The following is a 15,567-nucleotide window of genomic DNA, read 5'->3' on the forward strand; positions in this document are numbered from 1 at the left end:
GAAGACTGATTCAGCGTTGATGCGCTTGTTTAATCCGCCCTCTATGTAACTCTTTCTTTCTGACACCCAACCACTGGCCCGGACGATCGCCGTCCGAGCGCAGGGCATGGACGATCACCAGGAGAAAGGTAATGGACAGTGCAACGGGCGACGCCGGGCCGGGGAGCAAGCCAGTCAAGCGCCGGCGTCCGGATCGGGCAGGCAAGCCGCTGAGCGAGAAGGAGTTGGAGATCCTGCACTGGGCCAAGCGCGGCAAGACCGTGTGGGAAATCAGTGTGATCCGCTCGATTTCCCAGGCCACGGTGAAATATCACCTGGCCAATATCTACGCCAAGCTGCAGGTCAGCAATCGTGCGCAAGCGGTGGGGGAGGCGGCCAAACGCGGCATGTTGCGCTGAAAAAAAGGGCCACCTGACGGTGTGTCAGGTGGCCCAGGGATGTCTGGCAACGAACCCGCTCGATCACATTGAGTGATAGGTCGGCAGGGCAAAGCGTTGTTGGCTCTGCAGCATGGAAATTTGTGGCAACTCACTGGCCTGTTCTGCCAGGTCGCGACGAATTGCGCTGATCACCCAGGACAGTTGATCGCCAGCATGCAATTGGGCGTAGGAAATCGAGCGCTTGAAGACTTTGCCTTCGCTGCTGCGCAAGGTCAGCAGAATGCCGCCATCCGGGCGTGCCTGGGTGGTGACGTCGAAGTTGGAGAACAAGGAAGTGAATTTTTCTTGGATCAGGCTCATGTCTATCAGCTCCGTGTGCACATGAATGGCAAGCATGGAGGGGTAGTTGCAGCGATTGTGCCAGTATTGTTTTTTTAAAAATCACTTATAAATCAAGCACATACGATAAAGTGAATTTTTCGGATTCGTGCATTCTGCATGAATGGCCATCGTGCATCCTGCATTTTGCGAGAGTGTGCCGCCGTGGGCGAGCGCGCTGGGCGGCCCCGGCAGTGGGCGAGGGCCGGATACAAAACATTTCAAAAACCGCGTGTACAGCGACAGAACCCCTGGCGTACTTTTTTGCCGTTAAGCAGAGGTTTTCCGTTGTGTCTCATACAGGGATGAAGTTGCCCGAACACCTCGATTGCATGTTCGCCCGACAATAACAATACCGGCCCGCCGCAGAGGGCCGAACGGGAGCAACCATGAGCAGCACGCACCACGACACGATTACCTGGAGCATGATGCTCCGTAAGTTGCCGTCGATCATCAAAGCCCTGCCCCGGGTGGCCAAGGGCCTCAAGCTAGCCAATGTCAAACAGCCGGACCAGCCTTGTGGCCTGGCGTTCACCTTCGAACAGGCGACAGTTCGTAACCCTGATGGCCCCGCCTTGCTGCACGGCAGCGTGTCGTTGACTTATGCACAGGTCAACCAGTGGGCCAACCGTATCGCTCATCACCTGTTGGCCCAGGGCATCGGCAAGGGCGACGTGGTCGGGGTGTTCATCGAGAACCGTCCGGAACTGCTGGTGACGGTGCTGGCGGTGGCCAAGGTCGGCGCCATCAGCGCCATGCTCAATACTTCGCAAACCCAGCAAGCGCTGTTGCACAGTGTCAACCTGGTGAAGCCGGCGGCCATCGTCGTCGGCGGGGAGTTGGTCCAGGCCTATTCGGCGATTCGCCAGCAGGTGGCCATCGACGAAACCCGCACCTGGTGGGTGGCCGACCAGGATTGCTCGCGGCAAAGCGGTGAGGCGCCAGAGGGCTTGCGCAACCTGATGGCCGAGTGTGTCGATTGCGCCAGTGACAACCCGCCCAGCAGCCAGCAGGTGTTTCTCGACGACCCGTGCTTTTACATCTATACCTCCGGCACCACCGGGTTGCCCAAGGCCGGGGTCTTCAAGCACGGGCGCTGGATGCGCAGCAGCGCCAGCTTCGGCATGATCGCCCTGGATATGAGCCCGGACGACGTCGTCTATTGCACCTTGCCGCTGTACCACGCCACGGGGCTGTGTGTGTGCTGGGGCTCAGCCATCTGCGGTGCCTCGGGGTTCGCCATCAGACGCAAGTTCAGCGCCAGCCAGTTCTGGAACGATGTGCGCAAGTACCAGGCCACGACCATCGGTTACGTGGGCGAGTTGTGCCGCTACCTGATCGACCAGCCGCCGGCCACCAACGACCGGGATCAAGCGGTCGTGAAGATGATTGGCAACGGTTTGCGTCCCGGCGTGTGGAGCGAGTTCAAGGAGCGTTTTGCGGTCAACCATATCTGTGAGCTGTACGCCGCCAGTGACGGCAACATAGGTTTCAGCAACATCCTCAACTTCGACAACACCATCGGTTTTTCGTTGATGTCCTGGGAACTGGTCGAGTACGCCCATGACAGTGGAGCGCCGCTACGCAACAGCGCCGGCTTCATGCAGAAAGTCGGCAAGGGCCGGCAAGGCCTGTTACTGGCGAAGATCGACGACAAGGCACCGCTGGACGGCTACACCGACCCGCAAAAGACCGAAAAAGTGGTGCTGCACGATGTGTTCGAAAAGGGTGACCGTTACTTCAATACCGGTGACTTGCTGCGCAATATCGGTTTTGGTCACGCCCAGTTCGTTGACCGGCTGGGCGACACCTATCGCTGGAAGGGCGAGAACGTCTCCACCACCGAGGTCGAGAACATCCTGCTGCAGCACCCGCATATCGCCGAGGCGGTGGCCTATGGCGTGGAGATCAGCAACACCAACGGGCGTGCAGGCATGGCGGCGATCACCCCGGCCGAATCCCTGGCGACCCTGGATTTCACTGAGCTGCTGAGTTTTGCCCGCGAGCAGATGCCGGCCTACGCGGTGCCGCTGTTCCTGCGGGTAAAAGTCAAAATGGAAACCACCGGGACCTTCAAGTACCAGAAGACCCGCCTCAAGGACGAAGCCTTCGACCCCGGCAAGACCGGCGACGATCCGATCTACGCCTGGCTGCCGGGTTCCGACACCTACGTGCAGATCACCGAGCAGGTACTGGCGGATATCCACGGCGGCAAGTTCCGTTATTGATTGTGGCTATGGTGGCGTGAGAGAAAAAAGGGGTGACAGGGGGCAGGCCGCTTGCGGACACTAGCGGCTTATCGATTGACCGAATGTGGAGTCACCAATGTCAGACCAACCCCGCCAGATGACCCCGGAAGAAGCCGCGGACTTTGCCGAGCAGGTTTTCAACAAGGCCCGTGAAGGCGATGCAGCCATGCTCGCGGCGCTGTTGAGCAAGGGCTTGCCGCCGAATCTGCGCAATCACAAGGGCGATACCCTGTTGATGCTGGCGGCTTACCACGGGCATGTCGATGCGGTGAAAGTGCTGCTGGAACATAAGGCCGATCCGCAGATTCGCAACGACAACGGCCAAAGCCCGATTGCCGGGGCGGCGTTCAAGGGTGACCTGGCGGTGGTGACGGCACTGGTCGACGGCGGGGCGCAGATCGAAGGTTCGTCCTTTGATGGCCGGACCGCGTTGATGATGGCCGCGATGTTCAACCGCACAGCCATCGTCGACTACCTGATTGGCAAGGGCGCCGATCCCAAGGCCAAGGACGCCAATGGCATCACCGCGCTGGACGCGGCCAAGACCATGGGCGCGGCGGATACTACGGCGCAGTTGGAGAAGATCCTCGCTTGATAACGGGGTGGGGTCGCAAGCTTCGCTGAATAATTACCGGTAAATACGCTATCCTTCGCGGCCGAAAATCTCCCTCGCTACAGGATCTGCCATGAAAGCCGCACTCATCGAACTCATCAGTAAAATCAGCTCCGGCTGCATGAGCGACGCGCAAATCGTGCAGATCGCCGATGAGGCGGCGCAGGCGTACGCCGACCCCGAGGCCTTCCTGGCGGCCAACCCGGACATCAACTACGACGACACGTTCCCGATTGCGTTGGGTGAGTGGGTGGTGGTCGGCAGCCTGCCGGACACCGTGCTGTTCCAGGCCGACACTTACATGGACCTGTTCGAGCAGATCGTTGCCTCGTTCGGCCCCGGCGTGGCGTTCAACATCAAGCCCAAGCAACTGGCCAAGACCGAGGCGCTGACCGCGCTCAACCGGATCCAGATCCAGATGGGCAGCATGAACCCGGAGAACGGCGGTTACACGCTGCTCAACTTCAGCCAATTGCTCGACGATGAGATCCAGCTCGTGCTGGTGTACGGCAACGACGTGGCGCGGGTCCTGGAGTTGTGTGCCGAGGTCGGGATCAATGCGGCGCCGTCCCTGGAAGCACTGAAGGTAGCCGTGCACGTCTAACTCGCAGCAATAAAACGGAACCCTCCCGGGAGCCGGCTATCCTAAGGGGGGAATGCCTTCTATTGGGAGCAACACCATGGGTTCCACCTTTAACGGCCTGGTTGGCCTGATTATCCTGGCGCTGGATATCTGGGCGATCATCAACGTGCTCAAGAGCGGCGCGCAAACCGGGATGAAAATCGTCTGGATACTGCTGATCCTGCTGCTGCCGGTACTGGGCCTGATCATCTGGGCCATCGCCGGCCCCCGGGGCAACGTGCGCCTATAGCCCCCCTCAACGACCGTAGCAACTGTCGAGCAGCGCGAGGCGGCGTCAACGGCCGCAGGACGTTCATTCAACTTGGCACTACCGCCGAAGGCTGCGCAACCCAACGCAGCCTTCGGCAGCTGCTGCAGGACCAGGTTAGCTCGTAGTACCTATTTTGTGTTTCCAGATATGCTTTGCACGAAATTTTCACAACCGCTCCAAGACAATTCGCCCGCTTGATTTTCATCCCCGGCTCTCGTCCCGCCTGTGCTTGCGAGTAATCAATGGCAATGCCGTGGGTGATCGTGCAACATTTGTGCTCCGCGCAGGGTCCCGGCCATTTTCCGCAAGGCATGGCAATAAGAAGACCTGGGCGCCGCTACTTCTTGTAACTTCAACTTCCAATGGGTCCTAAAACGACATGGCAAACACGGACGCCCTGAATCAGCAGCGAGCTTCGAATCGCTTGCTGCAACCGACCGTCAAATCCCATCTGGCGTACACGCTACTCTGCGCCCTGGTCATGATGGTGATGCTCTCCCTGCTGCGCCTGGCGTTGCTGGTGTACAACCGGGAGATGATTCTTGACACACCGGCTTCGACGTTCCTCGAAGCTTTCGCCAATGGCCTGCGTTTCGACCTGCGTCTGGTGATCTACCTCAGCATCCCGCTGTTGCTGTCGCTGTTCAGCGTACGGGCGATGGCGGCCCGTGGCCTGTTCCGGTTGTGGCTGACGGTGGTCTCGAGCATCGCGCTGTTCCTCGGCCTGATGGAGATGGACTTCTACCGCGAGTTCCACCAGCGCCTCAACGGCCTGGTCTTCCAGTACGTGAAGGAAGACCCGAAGACCGTGATGAGCATGCTCTGGTACGGGTTCCCGGTGGTGCGCTACCTGCTGGCGTGGGTTGTCGGCACCTGGCTGCTGAGCCTGGCGTTCAAGGGTGCTGACCGTGCCACCCGTCCGCGCGGCCCGTTCAGCGGCGGCAACGTCGGCACCCGTCAGGTGGCGCCGTGGTACACCCGCACCGCGGTGTTCATGGTCTGCCTGCTGATCTGTGTCGCGGCGGCCCGTGGCACTCTGCGTCAGGGCCCGCCAATGCGCTGGGGCGACGTGTACACCACCGACTCCAACTTCGCCAACCAGTTGGGCCTCAACGGCACCCTGCAACTGGTCGCTGCGGCGAAAAGCCGTATGTCCGAAGACCGTGACAACATCTGGAAAGCCACCCTGCCGCAGCCTGAGGCGCAGCAGATCGTGCGCGACATGCTGGTAATGCCGGACGAGAAGCTGGTGGATGCCGACAGCGCTGCCGTGCGCCGGGATTTCCTGCCGCCTGCCGACAAGACCCTGCCGATCAAGAACGTCGTCGTGATCCTGATGGAAAGCATGGCCGGTCACTCGGTCGGTGCGCTGGGCGCGCCGGGCAACATCACGCCGTACCTGGACAAACTGTCCCAGGAAGGCCTGCTGTTCGACCGCTTCTTCTCCAACGGCACCCACACCCACCAAGGCATGTTCGCCACCATGGCGTGCTTCCCCAACCTGCCGGGCTTCGAATACCTGATGCAGACCCCGGAAGGCAGCCACAAGCTGTCGGGCCTGCCGCAGTTGCTCAGTGCGCGCAAGTTCGATGACGTGTATGTCTACAACGGTGACTTTGCCTGGGATAACCAGTCGGGCTTCTTCAGCAACCAGGGCATGACCAACTTTGTCGGCCGCAACGACTTCGTCAACCCAGTGTTCTCCGACCCGACCTGGGGCGTGTCCGACCAGGACATGTTCGACCGTGGCCTGGTGGAGCTCAAGGCGCGTGAAAACGGCAAGCCGTTCTATGCCTTGCTGCAAACCCTGTCCAACCACACCCCGTACGCCTTGCCGACCCCGTTGCCGGTGGAGCCGGTCACCGGTCGTGGCAGCCTCAACGAACACTTGACCGCCATGCGCTACTCCGACTGGGCGCTGGGGCAGTTCTTCGAGAAGGCCCGCAAGGAGCCGTACTTCAAGGAAACCCTGTTTGTCATCGTTGGCGACCATGGATTTGGCAACGAGCGCCAGATCACCGAAATGGACCTGGGCCGCTTCAACGTGCCGATGCTGATGATCGCGCCAGGTATCCAGGAGAAGTTCGGTACCCTGAACCACACCGTGGGGACTCAGGTCGACATCGTGCCGACCATCATGGGTCGCCTGGGTGGCGAAGTGCGTCACCAGTGCTGGGGGCGTGACCTGCTCAACCTGCCGCAGGGCGACACCGGCTTCGGTGTGATCAAACCTTCGGGTAGCGAGCAGACCACGGCGATCATCACCCAGGACCAGATCCTGGTGTTGCCGAAGGAGAAGGACATGGCGCCGAAAATGTACCAGTACCAACTGGGCGCCAATCCACGTGCCGAGATCGTGCCGGATGCCCCGGGCACCGCCGAGATGAAGCAGAAACTGGAAGCCTTCCTGCAGACGGCAACCAAAAGCCTGATCGATAACACCGCTGGTGTGGTCGACGGCACGCCGGAGTAACACCTGGCGCAATAAAAAAGAGGCCCGTTTGGGTAATGCCGATCAGTTAAGCCGTCCCGCTTGACCTTTGGCCGCAAGAAATCAAAATCCGATGCCTGTACTGGCATCGGATTTTTTATGCGTCTCGCTCGGGCACTGGAACTGACCCACAACATCGCCTCCACCCCCAACGCCATCGAGGGATTGGATTCCTTACTCGACCCCTCTTTGGTCGAGCAGGCACTTGAGCAGGCAGGCGTAGCAACCCTGCGTAAGCGGCGTTTACCGCTGGAAATGATGCTTTGGTGCGTGATCTCCATGGCCTTTTTTCGGCGCATGTCGGCCTGGGATGTGGTCAGCCGCATGAACATCATGCTGCCAGGCCAGCGCCCGTTGGTGGCGCCCAGCGCCGTAGTCCAAGCTCGTCAGAGATTGGGCAGCGAAGCTGTACGACAAGTCTTCCATCTGACTCAGAAAAGCTGGCATGAGGCGGCCGGTCATCCGACTTGGGCCGGTTTGCGCTTGCTGGGTGTCGACGGCCTCGTCTGGCGTACGCCCGACACACCGCAAAACCGTGCGCGTTACGACTCTGCCAGCAACCAGCATGGTGATACTGGTTTCCCTCAGGTTCGCATGGTTTGCCAAATGGAATTGACCAGTCACTTACTGATCGGCAGCGCGTTTGACGGCTATCGCAGCAACGAAATGAAACTGGCGGAGCAACTGATCGAAACCACACCGGATCACTCGCTGACGCTGTTTGATCGAGGCTTCTACTCCTTGGGTTTACTGCACCAATGGCAGCAAGCAGGCACCGAGCGTCATTGGCTGATGCCACTGCGCAAAGGTGCGCAGTACGAAGTGATTCAGCGTTTGGGCCGTCAGGATGCAGTGGTCTCGTTAAGCACTTCGCCACAGGCCCGCAAACAATGGCCGGGGCTGCCGGAGCGCCTGACCGCGCGACTGCTGAGCAAAACCGTCAAGGGAAAGGTGTGTCAGATCCTGACCTCAATGGCCGACCCGCTGCGCTTCCCGTCCGACGAAATCGTTGAACTGTACAGTCAGCGATGGGAGATCGAATTAGGCTTTCGGGAAATGAAACAGACGCTGCTCAACAGCAGCTATACGTTGCGCAGTAAAACGCCCGAGATGATCGAGCAGGAATTATGGGGAGTGTTGTTGGGCTACAACTTGTTGCGCTATCAGATGGTGGAAATGAGTCGCCACTGCCCCGGTATTTACCCGTGCGAAATGAGCTTTACCGCCTGCACTTGGGCGATTCTCGGATTTATCAACAGTGTCTCGGCTGATCGTTCCGGGAACATCCCCAAATACCTGGCCGAGCTTCATGCTTCAGCTATCCACTACGTCCTGCCTCATCGACAGGAGGAGCGCGTTTATCCTCGGGCGATTCGGCTGAAATCGCCGAAGTACCCGATCAAAAATAAAAATGCCAGTCAGCTTAACTGACTGGCATTAGCCCGTTCGGGCCTCTTTTTTTTGCCTGTAAGTTGTGCCTCAGATCCTACCGAGCAGTAGCAATACCAGCAATACCACGACCACTACGCCAATCACCCCGGATGGCCCATAGCCCCAACTTTTGGAGTGGGGGAATACCGGCAGACCACCGATCAACAGCAAAATCAGAATAACCAGAAGAATCGTGCCCATGTCGAATTCCTTATTGGAGAGTTATTGAACGACGCATTGGTTGAATAACAGGCCCGACTGCAGTAACTCCGAGCGGCTTACTGTTTCCGACTGTGGCGGGCGCGAGAAAATTCAATGTTTCTTTATTGCTATTGGCTTGCCGGCTTATTTCCTTTATCACCCCCCCGCGAGGGCGCGGCGCTGTGGTTGGGTTTGCCTGGGGCATTCAGCGCTTTGATGGTCATGGGTGTAGGAAATTCCTTCGCTACACTGCGAGCATCTTTCCCAGAACAACAAGGCAACTTCCTATGCAAAATCGCATGATGATCACTGGCGCCGGGTCCGGCCTGGGTCGCGAAATCGCCCTGCGCTGGGCGCGTGAAGGTTGGCAGTTGGCCTTGTCGGACGTCAGTGAACCCGGCCTGCAGGAAACCCTCAAGCTGGTTCGCGAAGCCGGCGGCGACGGCTTTGTGCAGCGCTGTGATGTGCGCGACTACAGCCAGTTGACGGCCTTTGCCCAAGCCTGTGAGGTCAAGTTCGGTGGCATCGACGTGATCGTCAACAACGCCGGGGTCGCCTCCGGTGGCTTCTTCAGCGAGCTGTCGCTGGAAGACTGGGATTGGCAGATTGCGATCAACCTGATGGGCGTGGTCAAGGGCTGCAAGGCCTTCCTGCCGCTCCTGGAGCAAAGCAAGGGCAAGATCATCAACATCGCGTCGATGGCGGCACTGATGCAGGGGCCGGCCATGAGCAACTACAACGTGGCCAAGGCCGGTGTGGTGGCACTGTCCGAGAGCCTGCTGATCGAATTGGCGCAGCAGGAGATCGGCGTGCACGTGGTCTGCCCGTCGTTCTTCCAGACCAACCTGCTCGATTCATTCCGTGGCCCGACCCCGGCCATGAAGGCCCAGGTCGGCAAGTTGCTGGAAAGCTCGCCGATCACCGCCAGCGATATCGCCGACTACATCTACCAGCACGTTGCGGCGGGCGAGTTCATGATCCTGCCCCATGAACAGGGGCGCATGGCCTGGGCGTTGAAGCAGAAGAACCCGCAATTGCTCTACAACGAAATGACCGTCATGGCCGACAAGATGCGCGCCAAGACCCGGCAGAACGCCGGCTGAACTTGCGGCTTGGGGGCACGATGGTTAGGGTTGCCGCATTCTGGCAACCCTGACGAGATGTGCCCATGCTCAATTACCTGTGGTTCTTCCTCGCGGCGCTGTTTGAAATCGCCGGTTGCTACGCCTTCTGGATGTGGCTGCGCCAGGGCAAAAGCGCCTGGTGGATGGTCCCGGCGCTGCTCAGCCTGACGCTGTTTGCCCTGCTGTTGACCAAGGTCGAGGCGACCTATGCCGGGCGTGCTTATGCCGCTTACGGCGGGATCTACATCGTGGCCTCGATCGCCTGGCTGGGCCTGGTCGAGCGGGTTCGCCCGCTGAGTTCGGACTGGTTGGGAGTGGCCCTGTGCGTGCTCGGGGCGAGCATTATTCTGTTTGGCCCACGCTTTACCTCGTCCTGAGTCAATTGGCGGGTACTGCAGGGGAAGTCTGTAGGGTAAATCGATCTGGCGTGTAGGAGCGGGCTGTTTTCCTGGCGCTGTCTTGAAGGTCCGGCGTTCGCCGGCCATCTTCAGGGCTCGGTAATCTCAAGGACCAGAGCCATGCTTGTACTCAGCCGCGTTGTCGGTGAATTGATCTCCATTGGCGACACCATCACGGTGCGTGTTCTCGACATCAGCGGTGGCAACGTGCGGTTCGGCGTTGAAGCCCCGCGGCACGTCAATGTCCACCGTTGTGAAGTCTACGAACGCATCCAGTCCAAGCGCCTGCGGGACAGGCGCGACTGAGGCTCAGTCGAACAGGTGCTTGGGCACATCGTGCTTGAGCATCAGTTGGCATTGCTCGCTCTCGGGGTCGAAGACGATCAGGGCCTGGCCTTTGCTCAGGGCATTGCGCACCCGTAGCACTCGGGTCTGCAGCGGCGTGTCGTCGCCGTTGTCGGTGCCGTCGCGGGTGACGAAGTCTTCGATCAGGCGGGTCAGGGTGTCGACTTCAAGTTGGTCGTGGGGAATCAGCATGGTTACCTCGGTCATCAATGCGCCGATCCTACGGCGCTTCAAGCAGCAGGACCAGTGCAAAGTCACCCAAATCCTAGGACGAACGTTGTCCTACCAGGCTGTCCACCGAGGGCACGCGGGTATCGCTTTCCATTTGTGCATCGTGTTCCAGCTGATGACTGAAGCGATCCAGTGAACCTTTGGCCGGTTGGGCGTCGCTGGCAAACACCGGCGGGCTGAGGATGTAGGCCCCCAGCAATCGGCTCAACGCGGCGAGACTGTCGATGTGGGTGCGCTCGTAGCCGTGGGTGGCGTCGCAACCGAATGCCAGCAGGGCGGTGCGGATGTCATGGCCGGCGGTGACGGCCGAGTGGGCGTCGCTGAAGTAATAGCGGAACAGGTCACGGCGCACCGGCAATTCGTGCTCGCTGGCCAGCCGCAACAGGTGGCGCGAGAGGTGGTAGTCGTAAGGCCCCCCGGAATCCTGCATCGCCACGCTGACCGCGTGCTCGCTGGAGTGCTGGCCCGGGGCGACCGGCGCAATGTCGATGCCGACAAACTCACTGACATCCCAGGGCAATGCCGCCGCCGCGCCACTGCCGGTTTCCTCGGTGATGGTGAACAGCGGATGACAGTCGATCATCAAGGGTTCGCCGCTGTCGACAATGGCTTTGAGTGCGGCCAGCAGCGCGGCCACCCCGGCCTTGTCGTCCAGGTGCCGGGCGCTGATGTGGCCGCTCTCGGTGAACTCCGGCAAGGGATCGAAGGCGACAAAATCGCCGATGCTCACGCCCAGCGAATCGCAATCGGCCCGGGTGGCGCAGTAGGCGTCAAGGCGCAACTCGACGTGGTCCCAACTGACCGGCAGTTCATCGACCGCGGTGTTGAACGCATGCCCTGAGGCCATTAACGGCAGCACGCTGCCACGGATCACGCCATTGTCGGTGAACAGGCTGACGCGGCTGCCTTCGGCAAAACGACTGGACCAGCAGCCCACCGGGGCGAGGGTCAGGCGGCCGTTGTCTTTTACCGCGCGCACGCTGGCACCGATGGTGTCCAGGTGGGCGGAGACGGCGCGATCGGGGCTGTTTTTCTGGCCCTTGAGGGTGGCGCGGATGGTGCCACGGCGGGTCAGCTCAAAGGGGATGCCCAGCTCTTCAAGACGCTCGGCGACGTAGCGCACGATGGTATCGGTGAAGCCAGTCGGGCTGGGAATAGCGAGCATTTCCAGGAGGACTTTCTGCAGGTAGGCGAGATCTGGCTCGGGAATTTTGCGGGTCATGGGAATTCCTTGAAGTGGGCGTACGGCGAGCGGCAAGCACGGTCTGTCGTAGCTTGCCGCTCGCGGCGTTCAGCTATGGGGAAACAACAGATCCACAAACCGCTCGGCCACCGGTTGTGGTTCATGGTTGGCCAGCCCGGCACGTTCGTTGGCTTCAATGAACACGTAGTCCGGCTGATCGGCGGCCGGCACCATCAGGTCCAGGCCCACCACCGGGATATCCAGTGCCCGCGCCGCGCGCACGGCAGCATCGACCAGGGTGGGATGCAGCACCTCGGTGACATCTTCCAGGGTGCCGCCGGTGTGCAGGTTGGCCGTACGCCGCACACACAGGCGCTCGCCTGCGGGCAGGATGCTGCTGTAGGTGTAACCGGCGGCTTGCAGCGTGCGCTCGGTTTCGTGGTCCAGGGGGATTTTGCTTTCGCCGTCGGTGGCGGCCTGCCGGCGCCGGCTCTGGGCCTGGATCAAGGCGTCGATCGTATGCTGGCCATCGCCGATGATTTGCGCCGGACGGCGGATGGCGGCCGCCACCACCTCGAAGCCGATCACCAGAATGCGCAGGTCCAGGCCTTGGTGGAAACTTTCCAGCAACACCCGGGAGTCGAAGCGGCGGGCGTCGTCGATGGCCTGTTGCAGCTCGTCGATGCTTTGCAGATCCACCGCCACGCCTTGGCCCTGTTCACCGTCCAGGGGTTTGACCACCACCCGTTGGTGTTCGTCGAGAAACGCCAGGTTGTCGTCGGCGTTGCCCGCCAGTTGCTGGGCCGGCAGATTCAGCCCGGCCGCCTTGAGCACTTTGTGGGTCAGGCTCTTGTCCTGGCACAGGCTCATGCTGATGGCACTGGTCAGGTCGCTGAGGGATTCCCGGCAGCGCACCCGGCGTCCGCCATGGCTGAGGGTGAACATGCCGGCCTGGGCATCGTCGACTTGCACATCGATGCCGCGCCGATGGGCTTCATCGACGATGATCCGCGCATAGGGATTGAACTCGGCCTGGGGACCGGGGCCGAGAAACAGTGCCTGATTGATGCCGTTCTTGCGCTTGATAGCGAAGGTGGACAGCGTGCGGAACCCCAGCTTGGTGTAGAGCTGCTTGGCCTGACGGTTGTCGTGCAGTACCGAGAGGTCGAGGTAGCTCAGGCCACGGCTCATGAAGTGTTCGATCAAGTGGCGTACCAGCACTTCGCCAACCCCGGGCCGTGTGCACTGCGGGTCGACCGCCAGGCACCACAGGCTGCTACCGTGTTCCGGGTCCGCAAAGGCCTTGTCATGGTTGAGGCCCATGACGCTGCCGATCACCGCGCCGCTGTCTTCATCTTCGGCCAGCCAGTAGACCGGGCCACCTTGATGCCGGGGCGTCAGGCGCTGCGGATCGATGGGCAGCATGGAGCGGGCCAGGTACAACTGGTTGATGGCCTGCCAGTCGGTGTCGCTTTGTGCCCGGCGGATGCGAAACCCGCGAAAGACCCGGGTCGCCTGGCGGTAGTCGCTGAACCACAGGCGCAGGGTGTCGGAAGGGTCGAGAAACAGCTGGGCCGGCTCCAGCCCCAACACTTGCTGGGGCGCGGCCACGTACAGCGCAATGTCACGCTCGCCCGGTTCTTCATGGGCCAGTTCCCCGGCCAGGCTCGCCGCGTCGGGGAAGGTATGGCCGATCAGCAAGCGGCCCCAGCCGCAATGCACGGCAATCGGCTCGCCAGCGTCGCTGCCGTCTTCGGCGAAGCGCGCTTGCAGGCGCTCATAGGACGGTGCCTGGCCGCGCAGCAAGCGCTGGTTCAACGCTGTGGCGTAAGGTTTCATCAGTCAGATTCCTTGTTCGCTGAGCCACAGGTTCAGCGCTGCCAGTTGCCACAGCTTGGAGCCGCGCAATGGGGTCAACTGACCTTGCGGGTCGGTCAGCAGGCGGTCGAGCATGGCCGGCTTGAACAGGCCGCGGTCCTGGCTCGGATCCAGCAGCAGTTCGCGCACCCAGTCCAGGGTCGCGCCTTGCAAATGCTTGAGGCCGGGGACCGGGAAATAACCTTTCTTGCGGTCGATCACCTCACTGGGGATCACCAGGCGCGCGGCCTCCTTGAGCACCTGCTTGCCGCCGTCCGGCAGTTTGAATTTACCCGGGACCCGCGCCGACAATTCCACCAGGCGGTAGTCGAGAAACGGCGTGCGCGCCTCCAGGCCCCAGGCCATGGTCATGTTATCCACACGCTTGACCGGGTCGTCGACCAGCATCACCGTGCTGTCCAGGCGCAGCGCTTTATCCACAGGCGCGACGGCGCCGGGCTGGGCGAAATGGGTTCGGACAAAGTCGCCGGCGGCATCATGGTCGGTCAGCCATTGCGGTTGCACGGTGGCGGCGTAGTCGTCGTAGCTGCGGTCGAAGAAGGCCTCGCGATAGGCGGTATAGGGGTCGCTGGCGCCATCGACCTGCGGGTACCAGTGGTAACCGGCAAACAGTTCATCCGCACCCTGGCCGCTTTGCACCACTTTGCAGTGCTTGGCCACTTCCCGGGACAGCAGGTAAAAGGCGATGCAGTCGTGGCTGACCATCGGCTCGCTCATCGCGCGGAACGCGGCGGGCAGTTGTTCGATGATTTCCTTCTCGTCGATGCGCAGTTGGTGATGGCGGGTGCCGTAGTGCCTGGCGATCAGGTCCGAGTACTGGAACTCGTCGCCCCGTTCACCGCCCGCGTCCTGAAAACCGATGGAGAAGGTCGACAGGTCCTGCACGCCCACTTCGCGCAGCAGCCCCACCAGCAGGCTGGAGTCGACGCCGCCGGACAGCAGCACGCCAACATCCACCGCCGCGCGCTGACGAATCGCCACCGCCTCGCGGGTGCTCTGCAGCACCCAGTCGCGCCAGTCTTCCAGGGTCAGGTTCTGTTCGTCGGCACGGGGGCCGTAGGGCAGCGTCCACCAGGTGTGCTGTTCGGTGCTGCCGTCAGCCTCGATGCGCATCCAGGTCGCCGGCGGCAGTTTCTCGATGCCTGCCAGCAAGGTGCGGGGGGCCGGGACCACGGCGTGGAAGTTGAGGTAGTGATTGAGCGCCACCGGGTCGAGGATCGGGTTGATGTCGCCGCCCTTGAGCAGGGCTGGCAAGGTCGAGGCGAAGCGCAGGCGCTGGCCGGTGCGCGACAGGTACAGGGGTTTCACGCCGAGGCGGTCGCGGGCGATGAACAGGCGTTGGCTGTCGCGCTCCCAGATGGCGAAGGCAAACATGCCGTTGAGCTTAGGAAGCAGGTCGGCGCCCCAGGCGTGATAGCCCTTGAGCAGCACTTCGGTGTCGCCGCCGGAATAGAAGGCATAACCCAGGCTTTCCAGCTCGGTGCGCAATTCGGGGAAGTTGTAGATCGCGCCGTTGAAGGCCAGGGACAGGCCCAGTTGACTGTCGACCATCGGCTGCGCCGAGCCGTCCGACAGGTCCATGATTTTCAGTCGCCGATGGCCCAGGGCGATCGGCCCCTGACTGTGAAAACCCCAGGCGTCGGGGCCACGAGGCGCCAGGTGATGGGTGATTCGCTCGATGGCGGCCAGGTCGGCCGGTTGATGATCAAAACGTAACTCGCCAGCTAATCCGCACATAAATTCCTTACCGGTTTTTCCGTTGGGGAGGGCAA

16 protein-coding genes are annotated in these 15,567 nt (G+C 61.2%); 10 read left to right on the top strand and 6 right to left on the bottom strand.

The features are described 5' to 3' along the window. Positions 1 to 131 precede the first annotated feature (131 nt). Positions 132 to 398 carry a helix-turn-helix domain-containing protein gene (locus Q1W70_RS17710; protein ID WP_166591615.1) on the top strand — a complete coding sequence of 89 codons (267 nt, stop codon included), beginning with the start codon at positions 132 to 134 and terminating at the stop codon, positions 396 to 398. Positions 399 to 461: 63 nt separating this feature from the next. Here the strand turns inward: Q1W70_RS17710 and Q1W70_RS17715 are convergent, their stop codons facing one another. Continuing rightward, positions 462 to 740 carry a DUF3509 domain-containing protein gene (locus Q1W70_RS17715; RefSeq protein ID WP_095167968.1) on the bottom strand — a complete coding sequence of 93 codons (279 nt, stop codon included), beginning with the start codon at positions 738 to 740 and terminating at the stop codon, positions 462 to 464. A gap of 407 nt (positions 741 to 1,147) precedes the next feature. Between Q1W70_RS17715 and Q1W70_RS17720 the strand changes: the two genes are divergently transcribed. The 6 genes from Q1W70_RS17720 to Q1W70_RS17745 all read left to right on the top strand — a co-directional run bounded on the left by Q1W70_RS17720 (position 1,148) and on the right by Q1W70_RS17745 (position 8,435). Continuing rightward, positions 1,148 to 2,986, top strand: a complete 1,839-nt coding sequence (locus Q1W70_RS17720; protein ID WP_166591614.1) for a long-chain-acyl-CoA synthetase — start codon at positions 1,148 to 1,150, stop codon at positions 2,984 to 2,986. A 97-nt stretch (positions 2,987 to 3,083) separates the two neighbouring features. Beyond that, positions 3,084 to 3,602, top strand: a complete 519-nt coding sequence (locus tag Q1W70_RS17725) for an ankyrin repeat domain-containing protein (RefSeq protein ID WP_166593169.1) — start codon at positions 3,084 to 3,086, stop codon at positions 3,600 to 3,602. A 91-nt stretch (positions 3,603 to 3,693) separates the two neighbouring features. Continuing rightward, on the top strand, positions 3,694 to 4,224 hold the full coding sequence (locus Q1W70_RS17730) for a hypothetical protein (RefSeq protein ID WP_095167974.1): 531 nt from the start codon (positions 3,694 to 3,696) through the stop codon (positions 4,222 to 4,224). A gap of 76 nt (positions 4,225 to 4,300) precedes the next feature. After that, positions 4,301 to 4,492 carry a PLDc N-terminal domain-containing protein gene (locus tag Q1W70_RS17735; protein ID WP_095167976.1) on the top strand — a complete coding sequence of 64 codons (192 nt, stop codon included), beginning with the start codon at positions 4,301 to 4,303 and terminating at the stop codon, positions 4,490 to 4,492. 400 nt (positions 4,493 to 4,892) lie between these two features. Next, on the top strand, positions 4,893 to 6,986 hold the full coding sequence (locus Q1W70_RS17740) for an LTA synthase family protein (RefSeq protein ID WP_166593170.1): 2,094 nt from the start codon (positions 4,893 to 4,895) through the stop codon (positions 6,984 to 6,986). A 117-nt stretch (positions 6,987 to 7,103) separates the two neighbouring features. Then, a complete protein-coding gene (locus tag Q1W70_RS17745; RefSeq protein WP_302098899.1) occupies positions 7,104 to 8,435 on the top strand; it encodes an IS4 family transposase in 1,332 nt (443 codons plus the stop codon). Between the two features lie 48 nt (positions 8,436 to 8,483). Here Q1W70_RS17745 and Q1W70_RS17750 read toward each other — a convergent pair whose 3' ends face one another. Further along, positions 8,484 to 8,636, bottom strand: a complete 153-nt coding sequence (locus Q1W70_RS17750) for a DUF3309 family protein (RefSeq protein WP_166591341.1) — start codon at positions 8,634 to 8,636, stop codon at positions 8,484 to 8,486. Between the two features lie 287 nt (positions 8,637 to 8,923). On the opposite strand from Q1W70_RS17750, the gene Q1W70_RS17755 reads away from it, so the two are divergent. The 3 genes from Q1W70_RS17755 to csrA all read left to right on the top strand — a co-directional run bounded on the left by Q1W70_RS17755 (position 8,924) and on the right by csrA (position 10,464). After that, positions 8,924 to 9,739 carry an SDR family oxidoreductase gene (locus Q1W70_RS17755; RefSeq protein ID WP_166591342.1) on the top strand — a complete coding sequence of 272 codons (816 nt, stop codon included), beginning with the start codon at positions 8,924 to 8,926 and terminating at the stop codon, positions 9,737 to 9,739. Between the two features lie 65 nt (positions 9,740 to 9,804). Next, positions 9,805 to 10,137, top strand: a complete 333-nt coding sequence (locus Q1W70_RS17760; RefSeq protein ID WP_166591343.1) for a YnfA family protein — start codon at positions 9,805 to 9,807, stop codon at positions 10,135 to 10,137. A 141-nt stretch (positions 10,138 to 10,278) separates the two neighbouring features. Then, positions 10,279 to 10,464: a carbon storage regulator CsrA gene (gene csrA, locus Q1W70_RS17765; RefSeq protein WP_166591344.1), complete on the top strand. Its 186-nt coding sequence runs from the start codon at positions 10,279 to 10,281 to the stop codon at positions 10,462 to 10,464. A gap of 3 nt (positions 10,465 to 10,467) precedes the next feature. Here the strand turns inward: csrA and Q1W70_RS17770 are convergent, their stop codons facing one another. The 4 genes from Q1W70_RS17770 to Q1W70_RS17785 all read right to left on the bottom strand — a co-directional run bounded on the left by Q1W70_RS17770 (position 10,468) and on the right by Q1W70_RS17785 (position 15,532). Then, positions 10,468 to 10,695 (bottom strand): YheU family protein, encoded by a 228-nt coding sequence (locus Q1W70_RS17770; RefSeq protein WP_095168255.1) that lies wholly within the window; start codon positions 10,693 to 10,695, stop codon positions 10,468 to 10,470. A gap of 73 nt (positions 10,696 to 10,768) precedes the next feature. Further along, entirely contained in the window at positions 10,769 to 11,956 is a 1,188-nt protein-coding gene (locus Q1W70_RS17775) for an osmoprotectant NAGGN system M42 family peptidase (RefSeq protein ID WP_166591345.1), read from the bottom strand. Positions 11,957 to 12,025: 69 nt separating this feature from the next. Beyond that, positions 12,026 to 13,756: an N-acetylglutaminylglutamine synthetase gene (gene ngg / locus Q1W70_RS17780; protein ID WP_166591346.1), complete on the bottom strand. Its 1,731-nt coding sequence runs from the start codon at positions 13,754 to 13,756 to the stop codon at positions 12,026 to 12,028. Positions 13,757 to 13,759: 3 nt separating this feature from the next. Beyond that, positions 13,760 to 15,532, bottom strand: a complete 1,773-nt coding sequence (locus tag Q1W70_RS17785; RefSeq protein ID WP_166591347.1) for an N-acetylglutaminylglutamine amidotransferase — start codon at positions 15,530 to 15,532, stop codon at positions 13,760 to 13,762. Positions 15,533 to 15,567 lie beyond the last annotated feature (35 nt).

This window comes from Pseudomonas kielensis, from assembly GCF_030505375.1.
Taxonomy (GTDB): Bacteria; Pseudomonadota; Gammaproteobacteria; order Pseudomonadales; family Pseudomonadaceae; genus Aquipseudomonas; species Aquipseudomonas kielensis.